Source organism: Bradyrhizobium sp. CCBAU 53351 (genome assembly GCF_015291745.1).
GTDB lineage: Bacteria > Pseudomonadota > Alphaproteobacteria > Rhizobiales > Xanthobacteraceae > Bradyrhizobium.
This window is the reverse complement of the sequence record NZ_CP030059.1, coordinates 4,551,064-4,566,764: the sequence shown is the minus strand read 5'-3', so window position 1 is coordinate 4,566,764 and position 15,701 is coordinate 4,551,064. Positions and strand designations below refer to the sequence as shown.

Below are 15,701 nucleotides of genomic sequence, written 5' to 3'. Positions count from 1 at the left end.
AGCCCCGCATCCAAGTCGGATAGTTTCAGACGATGCCGGGCCCCAGGAAGACCGGGGGAGGGCGTCGTGTTCGCGTTTGTGAACACCTGCCCGAGAACACAAGCACTTAAAGCCCGATCCTGACGAGGATCGGCAACAGGAGAGAAGGCCGTGGCCCGTATTGCCGGCGTGAACATTCCCACCAACAAGCGCGTGCTGATCGCGCTCCAGTACATCCATGGCATCGGTCAGAAGATCGCCGGTGAGATCCTGGAAAAGGTGAAGATCCCCGTGGATCGTCGCGTCAATCAGCTCAGCGACGCTGAAGTGCTCCAGATCCGCGAAGTGATCGACCGCGACTATCTCGTCGAGGGCGACCTGCGCCGTGAAGTAGGTATCAACATCAAGCGTCTGATGGACCTCGGCTGCTATCGCGGTCTGCGTCATCGTCGCGGTCTGCCGGTGCGCGGCCAGCGTACCCACACCAATGCGCGTACGCGCAAGGGTCCGGCGAAGGCCATCGCCGGCAAGAAGAAGTAAGTTTTCGAATCCAATCACGGCGTGTGGCGAACACGGGCATGACCCGTTCGCCACGCGCTTTTCGTTCCACAGGTGTAGCCGCTGGCATTACGGCGGCGTTTGAGATCTCCAGGAAAGGTACTCAATGGGTAAGGAAGCCACCCGCGTTCGTCGTCGTGAGCGCAAGAACATCGCCTCCGGCGTCGCGCATGTGAACTCGTCGTTCAACAACACGACCATCACCATCACCGACGCGCAGGGCAACACGATTGCCTGGTCTTCCGCCGGCACGATGGGCTTCAAGGGCTCGCGCAAGTCGACCCCGTACGCCGCGCAGGTTGCCGCCGAGGACGTGTCGAAGAAGGCGCAGGAGCACGGCATGCGCACGCTGGAAGTCGAAGTCGCCGGTCCCGGTTCGGGCCGCGAATCGGCGCTCCGCGCGCTTCAGGCCGCCGGCTTCACCGTCACCTCGATCCGCGACGTGACCACGATCCCGCACAACGGTTGCCGTCCGCGCAAGCGTCGTCGCGTTTGATTTTTTACGAGTTGCGGGCGCATCGCGCCCGCAATGACTTTGCAAGAAGCCGCGGGTGCGACCTGCGGCCTTTCTCCAACGCCAGTATTTGATGCCTCAAATTGGCTGGCCTGTATGGGTGAAACAGTGACGATCCAGAAAAATTGGCAAGAACTGATTCGGCCGAACAAGCTCCAGGTGATGCCTGGCAGCGATTCCTCGCGTTTCGCAACCATCGTCGCCGAGCCGCTCGAGCGCGGCTTCGGCCAGACCCTCGGCAACGCGCTGCGCCGCATCCTGCTTTCCTCGCTCCAGGGCGCGGCGGTGCAGTCGGTGCACATCGACGGCGTGCTGCACGAGTTCTCCTCGATCGCGGGCGTCCGTGAGGACGTCACCGACATCGTGCTCAACATCAAGGACATCTCGATCAAGATGCAGGGCGAAGGCCCCAAGCGCATGGTCGTGAAGAAGCAGGGCCCCGGCGTTGTCACCGCCGGTGACATCCAGACCGTCGGCGATGTCGTCGTGCTCAACCCGGACCTGCAGATCTGCACCCTCGACGAGGGCGCGGAGATCCGCATGGAGTTCACGGTCGCGACCGGCAAGGGCTACGTGCCCGCCGAGCGCAACCGTCCCGAGGATGCGCCGATCGGCCTGATCCCGGTCGACAGCCTGTACTCGCCGGTCCGCAAGGTCTCCTACAAGGTCGAGAACACCCGCGAGGGCCAGATCCTCGACTACGACAAGCTGACCATGACGATCGAGACCAACGGCGCGATCTCGCCGGATGACTCGGTGGCTTATGCCGCCCGCATCCTGCAGGATCAGCTCAACGTGTTCGTCAACTTCGAAGAGCCGCGCAAGGAAGTCGCCCAGGAGATCATCCCGGACCTCGCCTTCAACCCGGCCTTCCTCAAGAAGGTGGACGAGCTCGAGCTGTCGGTGCGTTCGGCCAACTGCTTGAAGAACGACAACATCGTCTACATCGGCGACCTCGTGCAGAAGAGCGAAGCGGAAATGCTCCGCACCCCGAACTTCGGCCGCAAGTCGCTGAACGAGATCAAGGAAGTGCTGGCCCAGATGGGTCTGCATCTCGGCATGGAAGTGCCCGGCTGGCCGCCGGAGAACATCGACGAGCTCGCCAAGCGCTTCGAGGATCATTACTGATCTGACTTCACCGTGACGGCCGGCGTCCCCGGCCGTCATTTTTAAGGGCGAACGCAGGAAGCCCACCTGTGCAACTGGTCCGACGAACCGTCGCGGCAGTTCTAACGTAAGGAATAGTTACATGCGTCACGGCAAGGTTCATCGGAAGCTCAACCGCACGGCCGAGCATCGCCGCGCGATGTTCGCCAACATGGCGGCCGCGCTGATCAAGCACGAGCAGATCGTCACCACGCTGCCCAAGGCCAAGGAGCTTCGCCCGATCGTCGAGAAGCTCGTGACCCTCGGCAAGAAGGGCGGGCTGGCCATGCGCCGCCAGGCCATCTCCGAGATGCGCGACAAGGATCAGGTCAAGAAGCTGTTCGACGTCCTGGCGACCCGCTACAAGGACCGCCAGGGTGGCTACACCCGCATCATCAAGGCCGGCTTCCGCTACGGCGACAACGCCGCGATGGCCGTGATCGAGTTCGTCGATCGCGACGTCGATGCCAAGGGCCAGGATTCCGGCCCCGTGCAGGAGAAGGAAGCCGAGGCGGCGTAAGCCACTCAGCGGATACGGATTGAAAACGGCGCCCTCGGGCGCCGTTTTTGTTGTTGGGCTGGCGCAGATTCGCCGGGACTATTCCTCCTTGATCCCCGCTTTTTGCGCGATGTCCTTCATTTCGGCGGTCTCCTTGCCGATGGCGCCCGCCCAATCGCTGTAACGCGCGAAGCCGGGCTCGAAGCCGACCTTGGTGAAGCGCTCGATGACGGACGGGCTGCCGATGATCTCCTCCAGCGTCGCCGACAGCTTGTCGCGAACGGACGGCGGCAGCCCCTTCGGCGCGACCACCGCTCCCCATGACGCGAAATCGATGTTGCCATAGCCGAGCTCGGCCAGCGTCGGCACGTCGGGCAGGTACGGCGTGCGCTTGCCCGAGAACACGGCGAGCACCTTGACGGTGCCGGCTTCGATCTGCGGCTTGACCGCGATCACCGTGTCGACGTGGTACTGGATGTGCTTGCCGATGAGGTCGTTCATCGCCGGCGCGCTACCCTTGTAGGGCAGGTGGACCATCTTGATCCCCGCCGCCGACTTGAACAATTCGCCGGCAAAATGCGAGACGGTCGCGACGCCAAAGGACGCCAGCGAGAGCTTGTCGGGATTGGCCTTGGCTTCAGCGACGAGCGCGGCCACGTCCTTGATCGGATTGTCCTGGTAGGTGACCAGCGCCAGCGTAATCTTGCCGGTCTGGCCGATTGGCTCGAAGTCCTTGGCGGCGTCGTAGGGCACGCTTTCCTTGACGGCCGCCGGCAGCGTGAAGCTCGAGTTCGAGCTGAAGAACAGGGTGTATCCGTCAGGCGCCGCTCGCGCGACCTCCTTGGCGGCAATCGTGGTGCCGCCGCCGGGGCGGTTCATGATGATTACGGGCTTGCCGAGCCGCGTCTCCAGTTCGCCGCCGATGATGCGCGCCACCACGTCGGAGGCGCCGCCGGGCGGGAAGGGCACGATCAATTGCAGCGGTTTGTCCGGATAGACCGCTTGAGCCGGCGCGGGCGAGTTGCCGCCGATCAGGCCGAGCAACCCGAGCGCAACAGTGAGGGCGGTTCTCTTCATCGCTTGGTCCTTCCGTGTTCGCATGAGCAAAGATGCCCGGGTGTGGCTAGCAATAATCGTTCCATCTGCGATCGAGACTGGTTGTATGCCTCCCTCGCTGCACCCGGAACAGCTCGTGACCGTCTCACCGATTGGTGAGCGCCAATTGCGGCGCGGTCCATCGCGTCCGATATTCCCCTCATCGATTTGATGGAGATACTACATGAACATCGACCTTTCCGGAAAAACCGCGCTGGTGACTGGCTCGACCGCCGGCATCGGCCATGCCATCGCCAAGGGCCTTGCAGCCTCCGGCGCCAGCGTCGTGATCAACGGGCGCGGCCAGGACAAGGTCGATGCGGCCGTGCGCAAGCTGGAAGGGGCTGGCGCCAAGGTCCGCGGCATCGCCGCCGACGTCTCGACCGCTTCGGGCTGCAGGGCGCTTGTTTCGGCGCTGCCGGACGTCGACATCCTCGTCAACAATGCCGGCATTTTCGAGCCGAAGGACTTCTTCGACATTCCCGACGAGGACTGGAGCCGCTTCTTCGAGGTCAATGTGATGAGCGGCGTGCGGCTGTCGCGCGCCTACCTGAAGGGCATGCTCAAGCGCAATTGGGGCCGCATCGTCTTCATCTCCTCGGAGTCCGGCCTCAACATTCCCGTCGAGATGATCCATTACGGCATGACCAAGACGGCCCAGCTCTCGGTCGCCCGCGGTCTGGCGCAGCTCACGCGCGGCACCGGTGTCACCGTCAACTCCGTGCTGCCGGGCCCGACCATGTCGGAGGGCGTCGAGACTTTCGTGAAGGATCTCGCCAAGCAGAACGGACAGTCGGTGGACGAGGCCGCCGCCAACTTCGTCAAGCAGCATCGCCCGAGCTCTCTACTCCAGCGTTTCGCCGGCGTGGACGAGATCGCCAACATGGTGGTCTATGTCGCCTCGAAGCAGGCATCTGCCACCAACGGCGCGGCGCTGCGCGCGGAAGGCGGCATCGTCAACACCATTGCGTGAGGTCGTGCATGACAGCCTATGTGATCTCCGAAGTCGAGATGCGCGACGCGGACGGCTTTGAAGCCTATCGCAGGCTCGCCGCGAAGACGATCGCGCAGTACGGCGGACGTTATCTCGTCCGTGGCGGCAAAGCCGAGCTTGCCGAAGGCAACCTCCCGCCGAAGGCCGTCATTATCGTCGAATTCGAATCGATGGCGCGATTGAAGGAATGGTACGCCTCGCCGGAATATGCCGAGGCGCTGAAGCTGCGGCAGACGGCGCTGGAGCGGCGGCTGCTGTTCGTCGAGGGAGTCGTCGAAGCCTAGCTGGTCTGCCGCCCCTGCGGGTTCCATTTGGCGCGCCGTCGGGTAGGATGGGCGTTCATGCTCAGGCCTCTGTCGACCCGCCATAAACGCCTCTTCAGATTGACCTCCGCGCGATGGCAGCGGCAGGCGATCTTCCTGCTCGGTGGCATCGGGGTTGGCGCAGCGGCGGTGGCGCTGGCGCAACTCGCCGATCTGGCGCAGCAGGCTTTCGCGCTGCTGCTGGCGCAGTCCCGCTACGCCGTGCTGGCCGTGACCCCGCTCGGTTTCATGCTCTCGGCCTATCTGACCATCCGGCTGTTTCCCAACGCGCAGGGCAGCGGGATTCCACAGGCGATCGCCGCACGCCATCTGACCGACCAGACGGCACGCGAAAGTCTGGTTTCGATGCGGATCGCGATCGGAAAGGTGATCCTCACTCTGTTCGGTCTGCTGTGTGGCGGCTCCGTTGGCCGGGAAGGACCCACGGTGCAAGTCGGTGCCTCCATCATGTTCGCGCTTGGCCGCGTCTCGCCGCGCCGCCAGCCGGGGTTGATCCTGGCAGGCGCCGCTGCGGGCGTTGCCGCGGCGTTCAACACGCCGATGGCCGGAATCGTGTTCGGCATCGAGGAGATGAGCCGCGCATTTGAGACCCGCACCTCCACGCTCATCATTGCGGCCGTGATCGCGGCCGGCCTGACCTCGCTGGCGCTGGCGGGCAATTACGCCTATTTCGGCAGCAGCGCGATGTCGCTGGGGCGCGGCGCGGACTGGCTGGCCGTTCCGCTCTGTGGCGTGATTGGCGGCCTCGCAGGCGGCCTGTTCAGCCGCATCGTCATCGCGATGGCGCGCGGATTCAGCAATCCACTCGGACGCGCGATCAAGGGCCATCCGCTCTGGTTCGCATTCGCGTGCGGCATCGCTGTCGCGATCTGCGGCTTGGTCTCCGGCGATACGATTTACGGGACCGGCTATGACCAGGTAAAGACGGCGCTGGAGCACGGCGCGCCGTTGCCGCGGGATTTCGGTGTGCTCAAGCTCCTGGCGACGACCTTTGCCGCGATCAGCGGCATACCGGGCGGCATTTTCTCGCCGTCGCTGGCCGTTGGTGCCGGCATCGGCAGCAACGTCGCCGCGTTCTTCCACGATGCGCCGCTCGGCGCCATCATGTTGCTCGGCATGGTCTCGTACTTCGCCGGCGTGGTGCAGGCGCCGATCACCGCGTTCGTGATCGTGACCGAGATGACGGATAATCACGGCATGGTCGTGCCCTTGATGGGGGCCGCGCTGATCGCGCATGTGACCTCGCGAATGATCTGCGAGGAGGGCATCTATCACGCGCTGGCTAAAGGCTTTGTCGAACGGGCGACGCGCCCCGCACTGGACAAGATGCCGTAAGGTGGGCAAAGGCGCAGTTGCGCCGTGCCCACCATCTCTCTCTCATCGCGACAAGGGTGGGCAAGCTTCGCTTTGCCCACCCTATGCACCGATGTTGCAACTGCTACCACCCCTCCAGCACGATCTTGCCGCGCGATTTTCCGCTCTCCAGGAGCGCATGCGCGCGCTTGAGGTTGACGGCGTTGATAGTGCCGAAGGTCTGGTCGAGCGTGGTGCGCAGCACGCTCTTGTCGATGAGGTCGGAGACGTCGTTCAGCAGACGATGCTGCGCAATCATGTCCGGCGTCTGGAACGAGGAGCGCGTGAACATCGATTCCCAGTGCACCGAGATCGCCTTGCCCTTGAAGGTGCTCATGGTGAACTCCGGCGGATCGTCGATCAGGCCGAACCTGCCTTGCGGCGCCATGAAGTCCGCGATCGCCTTGTAGTGCTGGTCGGTGAAGGTGAGGCTCGCCACCAGCGCGACCGGCGGCAGCTTCAATGCCTCGATCTGCTCCTTCATCGGCTTGCCGTGGTCGATCACGGCATGCGCGCCGAGATCGAGGCACCATTTTTGCGATTCCGGCCGCGTCGCCGTCGCGAGCACCGTGAGGCCGGTGAGGCGGCGCGCGAGCTGGATCAGGATCGAGCCGACGCCGCCGGCGCCGCCCGTGATCAGAAGCGTCCGCGGATCGACGCTCTTGCCGGGCACCGCGCCGAGCCGGTCGAACAGCAATTCCCAGGCGGTGATGGAGGTGAGGGGAAGGGCGGCCGCTTGCGCGAAGGACAGGCTCTTCGGCTTGTTGCCGACGATGCGTTCGTCGACCAGATGAAATTCGGAATTGGTGCCCTGGCGCAGGATCGAGCCCGCGTAAAACACCTCGTCGCCCGGCTTGAACAGCGTGACCTCCGGCCCGACGGCATCGACCACGCCGGCTGCGTCGTAGCCCAGGATCTTGGTCTCGCCCTCGGGCGGCGCTGCACGCTTGCGCACCTTGTAATCGACCGGATTGGCCGAGATCGCTTTCACGGCGACGCGGATGTCGCGCCCCCGGGGTTCGGGTTTTGCAGTCTCGAAATCGATCAGCGAATTCGCGTCCTCGATCGGAAGCGATTTTGTGTAGCCGACGGCCTTCATGGCTTGTCTCCATCAGATGGCGTGCTCGCCTGGCGTCCTAACTGTCGCTCTGGCTCCAATTTGGCAAGTACTGTAAATTCGGGGATATAGTCCCTGTTCGGATACTATTGGGAAAACACGCATGAAAAGGCGCGACTTTGCCCGGCGCCCGGGCTGCTCGGTCGAGGCGACGCTGGATCTGATCGACGGCAAGTGGAAGGGCGTGATCCTCTATCATCTGCAGGGCGGCACCCAGCGCTTCGGCGAATTGCGCCGCCGGATGCCCGGGATCACCCAGCGCATGCTGACGAAACAGCTTCGTGCGCTGGAGGAGGACAAGCTCGTCATCCGCAAGGTCTATGCGGAGGTGCCGCCGCGCGTGGAGTATTGTCTTTCCGAGCTCGGCGAGAGCCTCAAGCCGGTGATCGATATTTTGAAGGCCTGGGGCGAGAACCACCAACGGCTCCTGTCCTGCGGGCCTGCGCCCGAAATGGAGCCGGTCAAGAAGCGTAAGCGCGCAGCCTAGGTCGGGAACATCTGTCGCACGACAATGGATGCGCGGTCATCATTTGGCACGAGGCAAATGGCCGGTCCGCACGCCAGGCTTGCATGCTTCCGACGTCAGGGGCGGGCCGAATATAGCCGCCCTGCGCCCTTCTATTGGGGGGCGAACGCGCCTATATTCCGGCGTCTTTTCCAAGAGGTAGGAATGTTTCGATCGATCTGGACCGCCGCCGTCACGGCCTCGTGCATAGCCTTTTCCGCCCAATTCAATCCGGCTGCGGCGCAGGACCGTCGGGTCCCGTCCTCGCCGGCCGAGCTGCGGCTGTCCTATGCGCCGATCGTGCAGCGGGTTCAGCCGGCCGTGGTGAACGTCTATGCGGCCAAGGTGGTGCAGAACCGCAACCCGCTGCTGGACGACCCGATCTTCCGCCGCTTCTTCGGTGTGCCGGGCCAGCAGCAGGAGCAGGTGCAGCGCTCGCTCGGCTCCGGTGTCATCGTCGATACGTCCGGCCTCGTCGTCACCAACGTCCATGTCATCGAAGGCGCGGACCAGGTGAAGGTATCGCTGTCGGACAAGCGCGAGTTCGAGGCCGAGATCGTGCTGAAGGATTCCCGCAGCGATCTTGCGGTGCTGCGCCTGAAGGATTCGAAGGAGAAGTTTCCGGCGCTCGAATTCACCAACTCCGATGAGCTGCTGGTCGGTGACGTCGTGCTGGCAATCGGCAATCCCTTCGGCGTCGGCCAGACCGTGACCCACGGCATCATCTCGGCGCTGGCGCGCACGCAGGTCGGGATTACCGATTACCAGTTCTTCATCCAGACCGATGCGGCGATCAATCCCGGCAATTCCGGCGGCGCGCTGGTCGACATGAACGGCCGGCTCGCCGGCATCAACACCGCGATCTATTCGCGCTCCGGCGGCTCGCAAGGCATCGGCTTTGCGATCCCCGCCAACATGGTGCGCGTCGTCGTGGCCTCCGCCAAAAGCGGCGGCAAGGCTGTGAAGCGGCCATGGCTCGGTGCGAAACTGCAGGCGGTGACGCCGGAAATCGCCGAGAGCCTCGGCCTGCGCTCGCCGACTGGCGCGCTGGTCGCGAGCGTGGTGTCGAATGGCCCCGCGGCGAAGGCCGGCCTGAAATCCTCCGATCTCATCATCGGTATCGACGGCCAGAGCGTGGATGATCCCAACGCTTTCGATTATCGCTTCGCCACCCGTCCGCTCGGCGGCACCGCGCAGATCGACGTGCAGCGCGGCGGCAAGCCGCTGAAGCTGACGGTGGCGCTGGAGACCGCGCCCGATGCGGGACGTAACGAACTCGTCGTCACTGCGCGTTCGCCGTTCCAGGGCGCCAAGGTCTCGACCATCACGCCGGCGGTCGCCGACGAGCTGCATCTTGACGCCGACACCGAAGGCGTCGTGATCACCGATCTCGGCGGCGACAGCGCGGCTGCGAATGTCGGCTTCCAGAAGGGCGACATCATCCTGGCCGTCAACAACCAGAAGATCAGCAAGACCGGAGACCTCGAGAAGGCTGCCGCAGAACGTCCGCGGCTCTGGCGCATCACGGTGGTGCGCGGCGGCCAGCAGATCAACGTTACGCTGGGCGGATGAGTCCAAAGCGACCACAGCAGACGCCAACGCTCTTCGCGGCGGCCGGGCTCGACCAGGAAGCTCCGCATCCGTTGCCGGACCGGCTGCGCCCGCGCACGCTGTCGGAGGTCGTCGGCCAGGACCATATCCTCGGTCCCGACGGCGCTCTGACACGCATGCTGGAGACCCGCACGCTGGGATCGCTGGTGTTCTGGGGGCCGCCCGGCACCGGCAAGACCACGGTGGCGCGGCTTTTGGCGGATGCGACCGACCTGCATTTCGAGCAGATCTCCGCAGTGTTCTCCGGCGTCGCCGACCTGAAGAAGGCGTTCGACGCCGCCCGCGCCCGCCGCGAGATGGGCAAGGGCACGCTCTTGTTCGTCGACGAGGTGCACAGGTTCAACCGTGCCCAGCAGGATTCCTTCCTGCCCGTGATGGAAGACGGCACGGTGGTGATGGTCGGCGCCACCACAGAGAACCCGTCCTTCGAGCTCAACGCGGCGCTTTTGTCTCGCGCGCGCGTATTGGTGTTTCGTTCGCTCGACGCAGCCGCGATCGAAAAGCTGTTCGCCCATGCCGAGGACGTCGAGGGCAGGAAGCTGCCGCTCGATGACGAGGCGCGCGCGGTGCTGGTGCGCATGGCCGACGGCGACGGTAGGGCATCGCTGACGCTCGCCGAAGAGGTCTGGCGCTCGGCACGGGCGGACGAGATCTTCAATGCCGCGCAGTTGCAGGACATCCTGCAGCGCCGCGCGCCGATCTACGACAAATCGGCCGACGGCCATTACAACCTGATCTCCGCGCTGCATAAGTCGGTGCGCGGCTCCGATCCCGATGCGGCGCTGTATTACCTTGCGCGGATGCTGGACGCCGGCGAGGACCCGCTGTTCCTGGCCCGCCGCGTCGTGCGCATGGCAGTCGAGGACATCGGCCTGGCCGATCCGCAGGCGCTCGTCATCGCCAATGCGGCGAAAGACGCCTTCGACTTCCTCGGCCATCCCGAGGGCGAGCTCGCCATCGCGCAGGCCGTGGTCTATCTCGCCACCGCGCCGAAATCGAACGCGGTCTACACCGCCTTCGGCACGGCGATGCAGGTCGCCAAGCAAGCCGGCTCGCTGCTGCCGCCCAAGCACATTCTCAATTCCCCGACCAAGCTGATGAAGTCGGAAGGCTACGGCGCGGCCTACGAATACGACCACGACGCCCCCGACGCCTTTTCCGGCCAGGACTACTTCCCCGAAGCCCTGGGCCGCCAGACCTTCTACGACCCACCCGAGCGCGGCTTCGAGCGCGAGATCCGGAAGCGGCTGGATTACTGGGCCAAGCTGCGTAAGGAGCGGGGCGGCTCGGGCTAGAAACGGCCATTTCGCCGTGACGGGAGCCGCCTTTTAGGGTAGGCAGGCAACCATGAGCCGCCGCATCAAGAGAATGAACCCGAAGCCGCGCTCGCGTGACGAGCGCGAAGACTCACGTCCGCATCAGGCGCGGGGCGCAAAGAAAGCTGGCCCGCGTCCGAGCAGCAAGCCCGGCGGCAAGCCGCCGCGCTTCGAGCGGCGTGCCCCCGAGCGCGCCGAGCGGCGTCCGCCCAAGGCTGAGCCGGAGAGGGCTGTGCCGGCAAAACCCGTCGAGCCGCTGCTGCCGACCAAGGTGCAGACCGTCAAGGTGACGGCCGACGAGAACAACATGCGCGTCGACCGTTTCCTCGAAGCGCGCTTTCCTGGCCTGTCGTTCTCCCACATCCAGCGCGTCGTCCGCAAAGGCGAGCTGCGCGTCGACGGCAAGCGCGTCGACAGCAAGGATCGCCTGGAGGAGGGCCAGAGCGTCCGCATCCCGCCGCTGAAGCTCGACGCGCCGAAGGTCGTCGGCGAGCTTTCGGAGGCTGCGCAGAAGACGCTCAAGGCGCTGAAGGAGATGACGATCTTCGAGGATGACGACGTCCTCGTCCTCAACAAGCCGGCCGGCCTTGCCGTGCAGGGCGGCTCGGGCATGACGCGGCACATCGACCAGATGCTTGAGGTGATGCGCGATGCCAAGGGCCAGAAGCCGCGCCTCGTGCACCGCATCGATCGCGAGACGTCGGGCTGTCTGTTGATCGCCAAGACGCGCTTTGCCGCCTCGCATCTGACCGGCGCGTTCCGTTCGCGGTCGGCGCGGAAAACCTATTGGGCGCTGGTGCCGGGCCTGCCGAAACCGAAGCAGGGTCGCATCTCGACTTTCCTCGCCAAGGAGGAGAGCGAGGACGACACCATCATGCGCGTTGCCCAGCACGGTGACGAGGGCGCGAGCCACGCGGTGACCTATTACGCGATGGTCGAGACCGCCGGCAACAAGCTCACCTGGGTGTCGCTGAAGCCGGTGACGGGCCGCACCCACCAGCTGCGCGCCCACATGGCCCATATCGGCCATCCCATCGTCGGCGATCCCAAATATTTCAACATCGAGAACTGGCAATTGCCGGGCGGCCTGCAGAACCGGCTGCATCTGCTCGCGCGCCGCATCGTCATTCCGCATCCGCGCGGCGGCGTGATCGACGCCACCGCGCCGCTGCCGCCGCACATGCAGCAGTCGTGGAATCTGCTCGGACTCGATGCCAGCCGGTTCGACCCGATCGAGAACGCGCCGGAGGAGTAGGGGGCGCACGGCTCGCCTCCACCTCGTCATTGCGAGGAGCCCTCGCGACGAAGCAATCCAGACTGCCGCCGCGGCAGCAGTCTGGATTGCTTCGCTGCGGTGGCAATGACGTTGGGGAAGCAGCGATCGGTTCACCCCTCACTTCCGAAACTGCTCCAGAAACATCCGTAAACTGTCATGCGGGCTCTCGACATCCGTGATCAACCAGCCCTCCGGCCCGTTGACGACGATGAAGTTCAGCGTCACGGGCTTGCCACGGTTGTCGAAATTCGCCGCGACATAGGTCTTGTCATATTGCCTGCGAACGACCGCGATGGCGACCGGGCCGAGCTTCCAGCTCTGGCTCTGCACCAGGAAGTCGTAAGGCTCGGCCCGCGGCGCGGACCAGGCCTTGCGCATAGCCGGATCGAAGAATTGCCGGGCGGTCGCCGTATCCCTTGGCAGTCCTTTGGACAGCTCCGGCGCGCCATCGCCGTAATGAGCATAGATGTTACGGACCAGCGATTCGGGGGTACGAAAGCCGGCCTCCGCCGCGGCCAGCCAGACCCCGGCCAGCAGGGCCGCAATGCCCGCAAGTTCCCTCATGCCCGCCGCTCGCTTTATCGGCTCCCGGTCTTATCTTAAAAGCCTAGCATCCAGGGACCGGGACCGAAAACTCACATGCGCGAATTGTTCGAAGAAGCCGCAGGCCAGCCTCCGCCCGATCCGCGGGAATCGGCGCGCGCGTCTGCGCGCACGCCGCTGCGCAAGCGCTTCTACAAGGAGGCCGGCGTCACCGAGGCCGAGGGTGGTTTTGCCATCACGCTCGATGGCAAGCCGATCCGCACGCCGTCTGGCCGCCAGGTCGTGATCCCTGCGCGGACGCTCGCAGATCGCGTCGCCGCGGAATGGGCTGCCCAGGGTGCGAGCATCGATCCCGTGACCATGCCGCTGACGCGGATCGCCAACAGCGTGGTCGAAGGCGTCGTCGACCGCGTCGAGATCGTCAGCGACGACCTTGCAAAGTACTTCGAGTCCGATTTGCTGTTCTATCGCGCCGGCCACCCGGAAGGGCTCGTGGCCCGCGAGGCCGCGCATTGGGATCCAGTGCTGTTCTGGGCCGCGGAGACGCTGGGGGCGCATTTCATCCTGTCCGAGGGCGTCATGCATGTGAGGCAGCCGGACGAAGCGCTGAAGGCGGCACGAGCCGCGCTGCCCGAGGATGCCTGGTCGGTCGCCGCGCTCCACGTGGTGACCACCTTGACTGGTTCGGCGCTGCTGGCCCTGGCGCTGGCCCATGACGTGCACGATGCCGACCAGGTCTGGGCCGCCGCCCATGTCGACGAGGACTGGAACGCCGAGCAATGGGGCGTGGACGAGGAGGCAGCTACCCGCCGGGCCACGCGCTTCCGGGATTTCGAGGCCGCCGTGACGGTCTTGGCGGCGGTCAGGGCGGCCGTGGCCAAAGGTCCTTAACGAGAGGTTTACGACGTAGACGCTAGGGTGGGGAGAGTGCTCGCTCCCGTGCTCGCTCCAGTGCTTCCTTGGGCCCCCTGAGATGCCGACGCCCGTCACGTCCATCCTTCCCGTCAGTGCGCCCAGCCCCGCGGCTGATGCGACGACGCCCGACCTCGTGCTTCAGGCCGGCAGCGTCGTCGATGCCAGGGTCGTCAGCGTGATGGCCGACAATCTGGTGCGGATCGCGATCGCCAACCTCTCGATGGACGTGATGTCGGAGGTGGCGCTGACGCCGGGGCAGAATCTGCAGCTCGCGGTGTCGCAGAACGACGGCACCATCCGCCTTGCGGTCATGAGCGGGGCAGGCGAGGCCGCCACTGATCAGATCACGCTGACGCCCCGCGCCGCCTCGCTGGTGGAAAGCCCGCCGCTGGCGCCGTCGGCGAGCGTGCCGCGAAATACGCTCACGCCGTTGGAGCAGGTCGCCGTCACCGCGGCAGCGGCCGAGGCCGTGACGAAGCAGGGCAGCCAGGCGCCGCTGTTCGCTGATCTGGCGGCCGTCGTCACCGGCAGCGATTTACCGGCGGGGTTGAAGCAGGCGGTGCTGGACGTGTTGGCACAGCAGACACAGCTCAACGGCGCCCTCGATGGCGGCGACATCGAATCCGCCTTCCAGAAGTCAGGACTATTCCTCGAGGCATCACTTGCTGCAGGCACGACCCCGTCCTCAGGTAGCGTTCCGGATTTGAAGGCGGCGCTGCTGGTGCTGCGCCAGACCTTGGCGACGATCCAGACGGCCGCACCGCAAAGCCAGGGCGCCACGATTCCGGCCGGCACCACGGCGACACCGCAGGTCGCCGCCGCGCCGGCGCAGCCAGCGGGTGAGGTCGCGCAGACCGTCTCGCCGTCGATCGCCCCCGACATTGCCCAGCAGCCGCAAACGCCGCGCAACGCCAATCCCGCGGCCGCGGTGCTGGCCGATATGGCGGCCGACGCGCCGCAAATGGCGCTGCCGCGCATGTCCGCCGGCCTTGCCGCAAGCCTGCTGCAGGAGGTCACGCAAAACCTGCCGCGCCTCACCGGTAACGTGCCCGGCTCCAACAAGGCCGTGCCCGATGGCCACCTCTTCGAAGCCGCGGCCCGCGCGATACCGCCCCCGTTCCGTGGCGCGCTGCCATCTGCGCAATCGATCGCCACGCCATCGCTCGCGCCGGATGCGCCGCTCTCCGCGACCGTGCATCGCCTGCTCGACGAGACCGATGCCGCGATCGCGCGGCAGACCCTGCTCCAGGTCGCTTCGCTCCCCGATCGCACGGATGCCAGCGGTCACCGCGTTGATCCCAGCGTGCCGCAGTGGAATTTCGAGATACCCTTTGCAACGCCGCAAGGCACCGCGATGGCGCAGTTCGAGATCTCGCGCGATGGTGCTGGCGAATCCGCCGATCCCGCCAAGCAAGCCTGGCGCGCGCGCTTCACGCTCAATGTCGAGCCCGCCGGCCCGGTGCATGCTCTGATCACGTTGAATGGCGACAAGACTTTCGTGCGGATGTGGGCGGAGCGGACGGCGACCGCGCAGCAGCTTCGCGCCGGCATCGGTGAGCTCAACCAGGCCCTGGTGAGGGCCGAGCTCAACCCCGGCGACATCCTGGTCCGCGACGGCACGCCGCCGCAGCCGGCACCGGCCCGCGCCGGCCACTTCCTGGATCGCGCCACATGAGTGATCCATCCAAGCTCGCGATCGCGCTGCATTACGAGAAGGGCTCTGGCGCGCCCGTCGTCGTCGCCAAGGGCAAAGGCACGATCGGCGAGAAGATCGTCGAGATCGCCAAGGCTCACGACATCCCGATCGAGGAAAACGAGGTCTTGGCCGGCGCGCTGTCCAAGGTCGAGCTCGGCGAGGAGATCCCGCCGGACCTCTACAAGGCCGTCGCCGAGGTCCTGGTGTTCGTGCTGCGGCTGTCGGGCCGGGGGCGGTAGGTCCTACCTGTCATCGTTTCAC

Annotated in this window: 17 protein-coding genes; 14 read left to right on the top strand and 3 right to left on the bottom strand. The window is 65.4% G+C overall.

Annotated elements, in window-relative coordinates:
- The first annotated feature begins 150 nt into the window (after window positions 1–150).
- From rpsM to rplQ, 4 genes are all read left to right on the top strand, one after another.
- Window positions 151–519: a 30S ribosomal protein S13 gene (rpsM, locus tag XH83_RS21590; protein ID WP_008549231.1), complete on the top strand. Its 369-nt coding sequence runs from the start codon at window positions 151–153 to the stop codon at window positions 517–519.
- 124 nt (window positions 520–643) lie between these two features.
- Window positions 644–1,033, top strand: a complete 390-nt coding sequence (gene rpsK, locus XH83_RS21585; RefSeq protein ID WP_007603045.1) for a 30S ribosomal protein S11 — start codon at window positions 644–646, stop codon at window positions 1,031–1,033.
- A 114-nt stretch (window positions 1,034–1,147) separates the two neighbouring features.
- On the top strand, window positions 1,148–2,179 hold the full coding sequence (locus XH83_RS21580; protein WP_194402784.1) for a DNA-directed RNA polymerase subunit alpha: 1,032 nt from the start codon (window positions 1,148–1,150) through the stop codon (window positions 2,177–2,179).
- A gap of 121 nt (window positions 2,180–2,300) precedes the next feature.
- On the top strand, window positions 2,301–2,717 hold the full coding sequence (rplQ, locus tag XH83_RS21575; RefSeq protein WP_011088131.1) for a 50S ribosomal protein L17: 417 nt from the start codon (window positions 2,301–2,303) through the stop codon (window positions 2,715–2,717).
- Window positions 2,718–2,795: 78 nt separating this feature from the next.
- Here the strand turns inward: rplQ and XH83_RS21570 are convergent, their stop codons facing one another.
- Window positions 2,796–3,773 (bottom strand): tripartite tricarboxylate transporter substrate binding protein, encoded by a 978-nt coding sequence (locus XH83_RS21570; RefSeq protein ID WP_194402783.1) that lies wholly within the window; start codon window positions 3,771–3,773, stop codon window positions 2,796–2,798.
- A 202-nt stretch (window positions 3,774–3,975) separates the two neighbouring features.
- Between XH83_RS21570 and XH83_RS21565 the strand changes: the two genes are divergently transcribed.
- Genes XH83_RS21565 through XH83_RS21555 form a run of 3 tightly spaced genes read left to right on the top strand, consistent with a single transcriptional unit; the run spans window position 3,976 to window position 6,443 of the window.
- Window positions 3,976–4,764, top strand: coding sequence for an SDR family NAD(P)-dependent oxidoreductase (locus XH83_RS21565; RefSeq protein ID WP_194402782.1), 789 nt, complete (start codon window positions 3,976–3,978; stop codon window positions 4,762–4,764).
- A gap of 8 nt (window positions 4,765–4,772) precedes the next feature.
- The gene (locus tag XH83_RS21560; protein WP_194402781.1) at window positions 4,773–5,069 is read left to right on the top strand and encodes a DUF1330 domain-containing protein; all 297 of its coding nucleotides are present in this window, start codon (window positions 4,773–4,775) and stop codon (window positions 5,067–5,069) included.
- A 57-nt stretch (window positions 5,070–5,126) separates the two neighbouring features.
- Window positions 5,127–6,443: a chloride channel protein gene (locus tag XH83_RS21555; RefSeq protein ID WP_194402780.1), complete on the top strand. Its 1,317-nt coding sequence runs from the start codon at window positions 5,127–5,129 to the stop codon at window positions 6,441–6,443.
- A gap of 103 nt (window positions 6,444–6,546) precedes the next feature.
- On the opposite strand, the gene XH83_RS21550 is transcribed toward XH83_RS21555, so the two are convergent.
- Window positions 6,547–7,560 carry a zinc-binding alcohol dehydrogenase family protein gene (locus XH83_RS21550; protein ID WP_194402779.1) on the bottom strand — a complete coding sequence of 338 codons (1,014 nt, stop codon included), beginning with the start codon at window positions 7,558–7,560 and terminating at the stop codon, window positions 6,547–6,549.
- A 121-nt stretch (window positions 7,561–7,681) separates the two neighbouring features.
- Here XH83_RS21550 and XH83_RS21545 point away from each other — a divergent pair, with 121 nt between their 5' ends.
- From XH83_RS21545 to XH83_RS21530, 4 genes are all read left to right on the top strand, one after another.
- Window positions 7,682–8,065, top strand: coding sequence for a helix-turn-helix domain-containing protein (locus XH83_RS21545; protein WP_194402778.1), 384 nt, complete (start codon window positions 7,682–7,684; stop codon window positions 8,063–8,065).
- A gap of 183 nt (window positions 8,066–8,248) precedes the next feature.
- Window positions 8,249–9,655: a DegQ family serine endoprotease gene (locus tag XH83_RS21540; protein WP_194402777.1), complete on the top strand. Its 1,407-nt coding sequence runs from the start codon at window positions 8,249–8,251 to the stop codon at window positions 9,653–9,655.
- The gene (locus tag XH83_RS21535; protein ID WP_194402776.1) at window positions 9,652–10,989 is read left to right on the top strand and encodes a replication-associated recombination protein A; all 1,338 of its coding nucleotides are present in this window, start codon (window positions 9,652–9,654) and stop codon (window positions 10,987–10,989) included. Before XH83_RS21540 ends, XH83_RS21535 begins: the two co-directional genes overlap by 4 nt.
- A gap of 52 nt (window positions 10,990–11,041) precedes the next feature.
- Complete coding sequence (locus XH83_RS21530) at window positions 11,042–12,265, top strand: RluA family pseudouridine synthase (RefSeq protein WP_194402775.1); 1,224 nt, start codon at window positions 11,042–11,044, stop codon at window positions 12,263–12,265.
- Window positions 12,266–12,403: 138 nt separating this feature from the next.
- Here XH83_RS21530 and XH83_RS21525 read toward each other — a convergent pair whose 3' ends face one another.
- Entirely contained in the window at window positions 12,404–12,850 is a 447-nt protein-coding gene (locus XH83_RS21525; RefSeq protein WP_194402774.1) for a hypothetical protein, read from the bottom strand.
- A 75-nt stretch (window positions 12,851–12,925) separates the two neighbouring features.
- Here XH83_RS21525 and XH83_RS21520 point away from each other — a divergent pair, with 75 nt between their 5' ends.
- The 3 genes from XH83_RS21520 (at window position 12,926) to XH83_RS21510 (ending at window position 15,679) form a co-directional block, all read left to right on the top strand.
- On the top strand, window positions 12,926–13,720 hold the full coding sequence (locus tag XH83_RS21520) for an ATP12 family chaperone protein (RefSeq protein ID WP_194402773.1): 795 nt from the start codon (window positions 12,926–12,928) through the stop codon (window positions 13,718–13,720).
- Between the two features lie 82 nt (window positions 13,721–13,802).
- A complete protein-coding gene (locus XH83_RS21515; protein WP_194402772.1) occupies window positions 13,803–15,419 on the top strand; it encodes a flagellar hook-length control protein FliK in 1,617 nt (538 codons plus the stop codon).
- Window positions 15,416–15,679, top strand: a complete 264-nt coding sequence (locus tag XH83_RS21510) for an EscU/YscU/HrcU family type III secretion system export apparatus switch protein (protein ID WP_063195078.1) — start codon at window positions 15,416–15,418, stop codon at window positions 15,677–15,679. Before XH83_RS21515 ends, XH83_RS21510 begins: the two co-directional genes overlap by 4 nt.
- The last annotated feature ends 22 nt before the right edge of the window (window positions 15,680–15,701 follow it).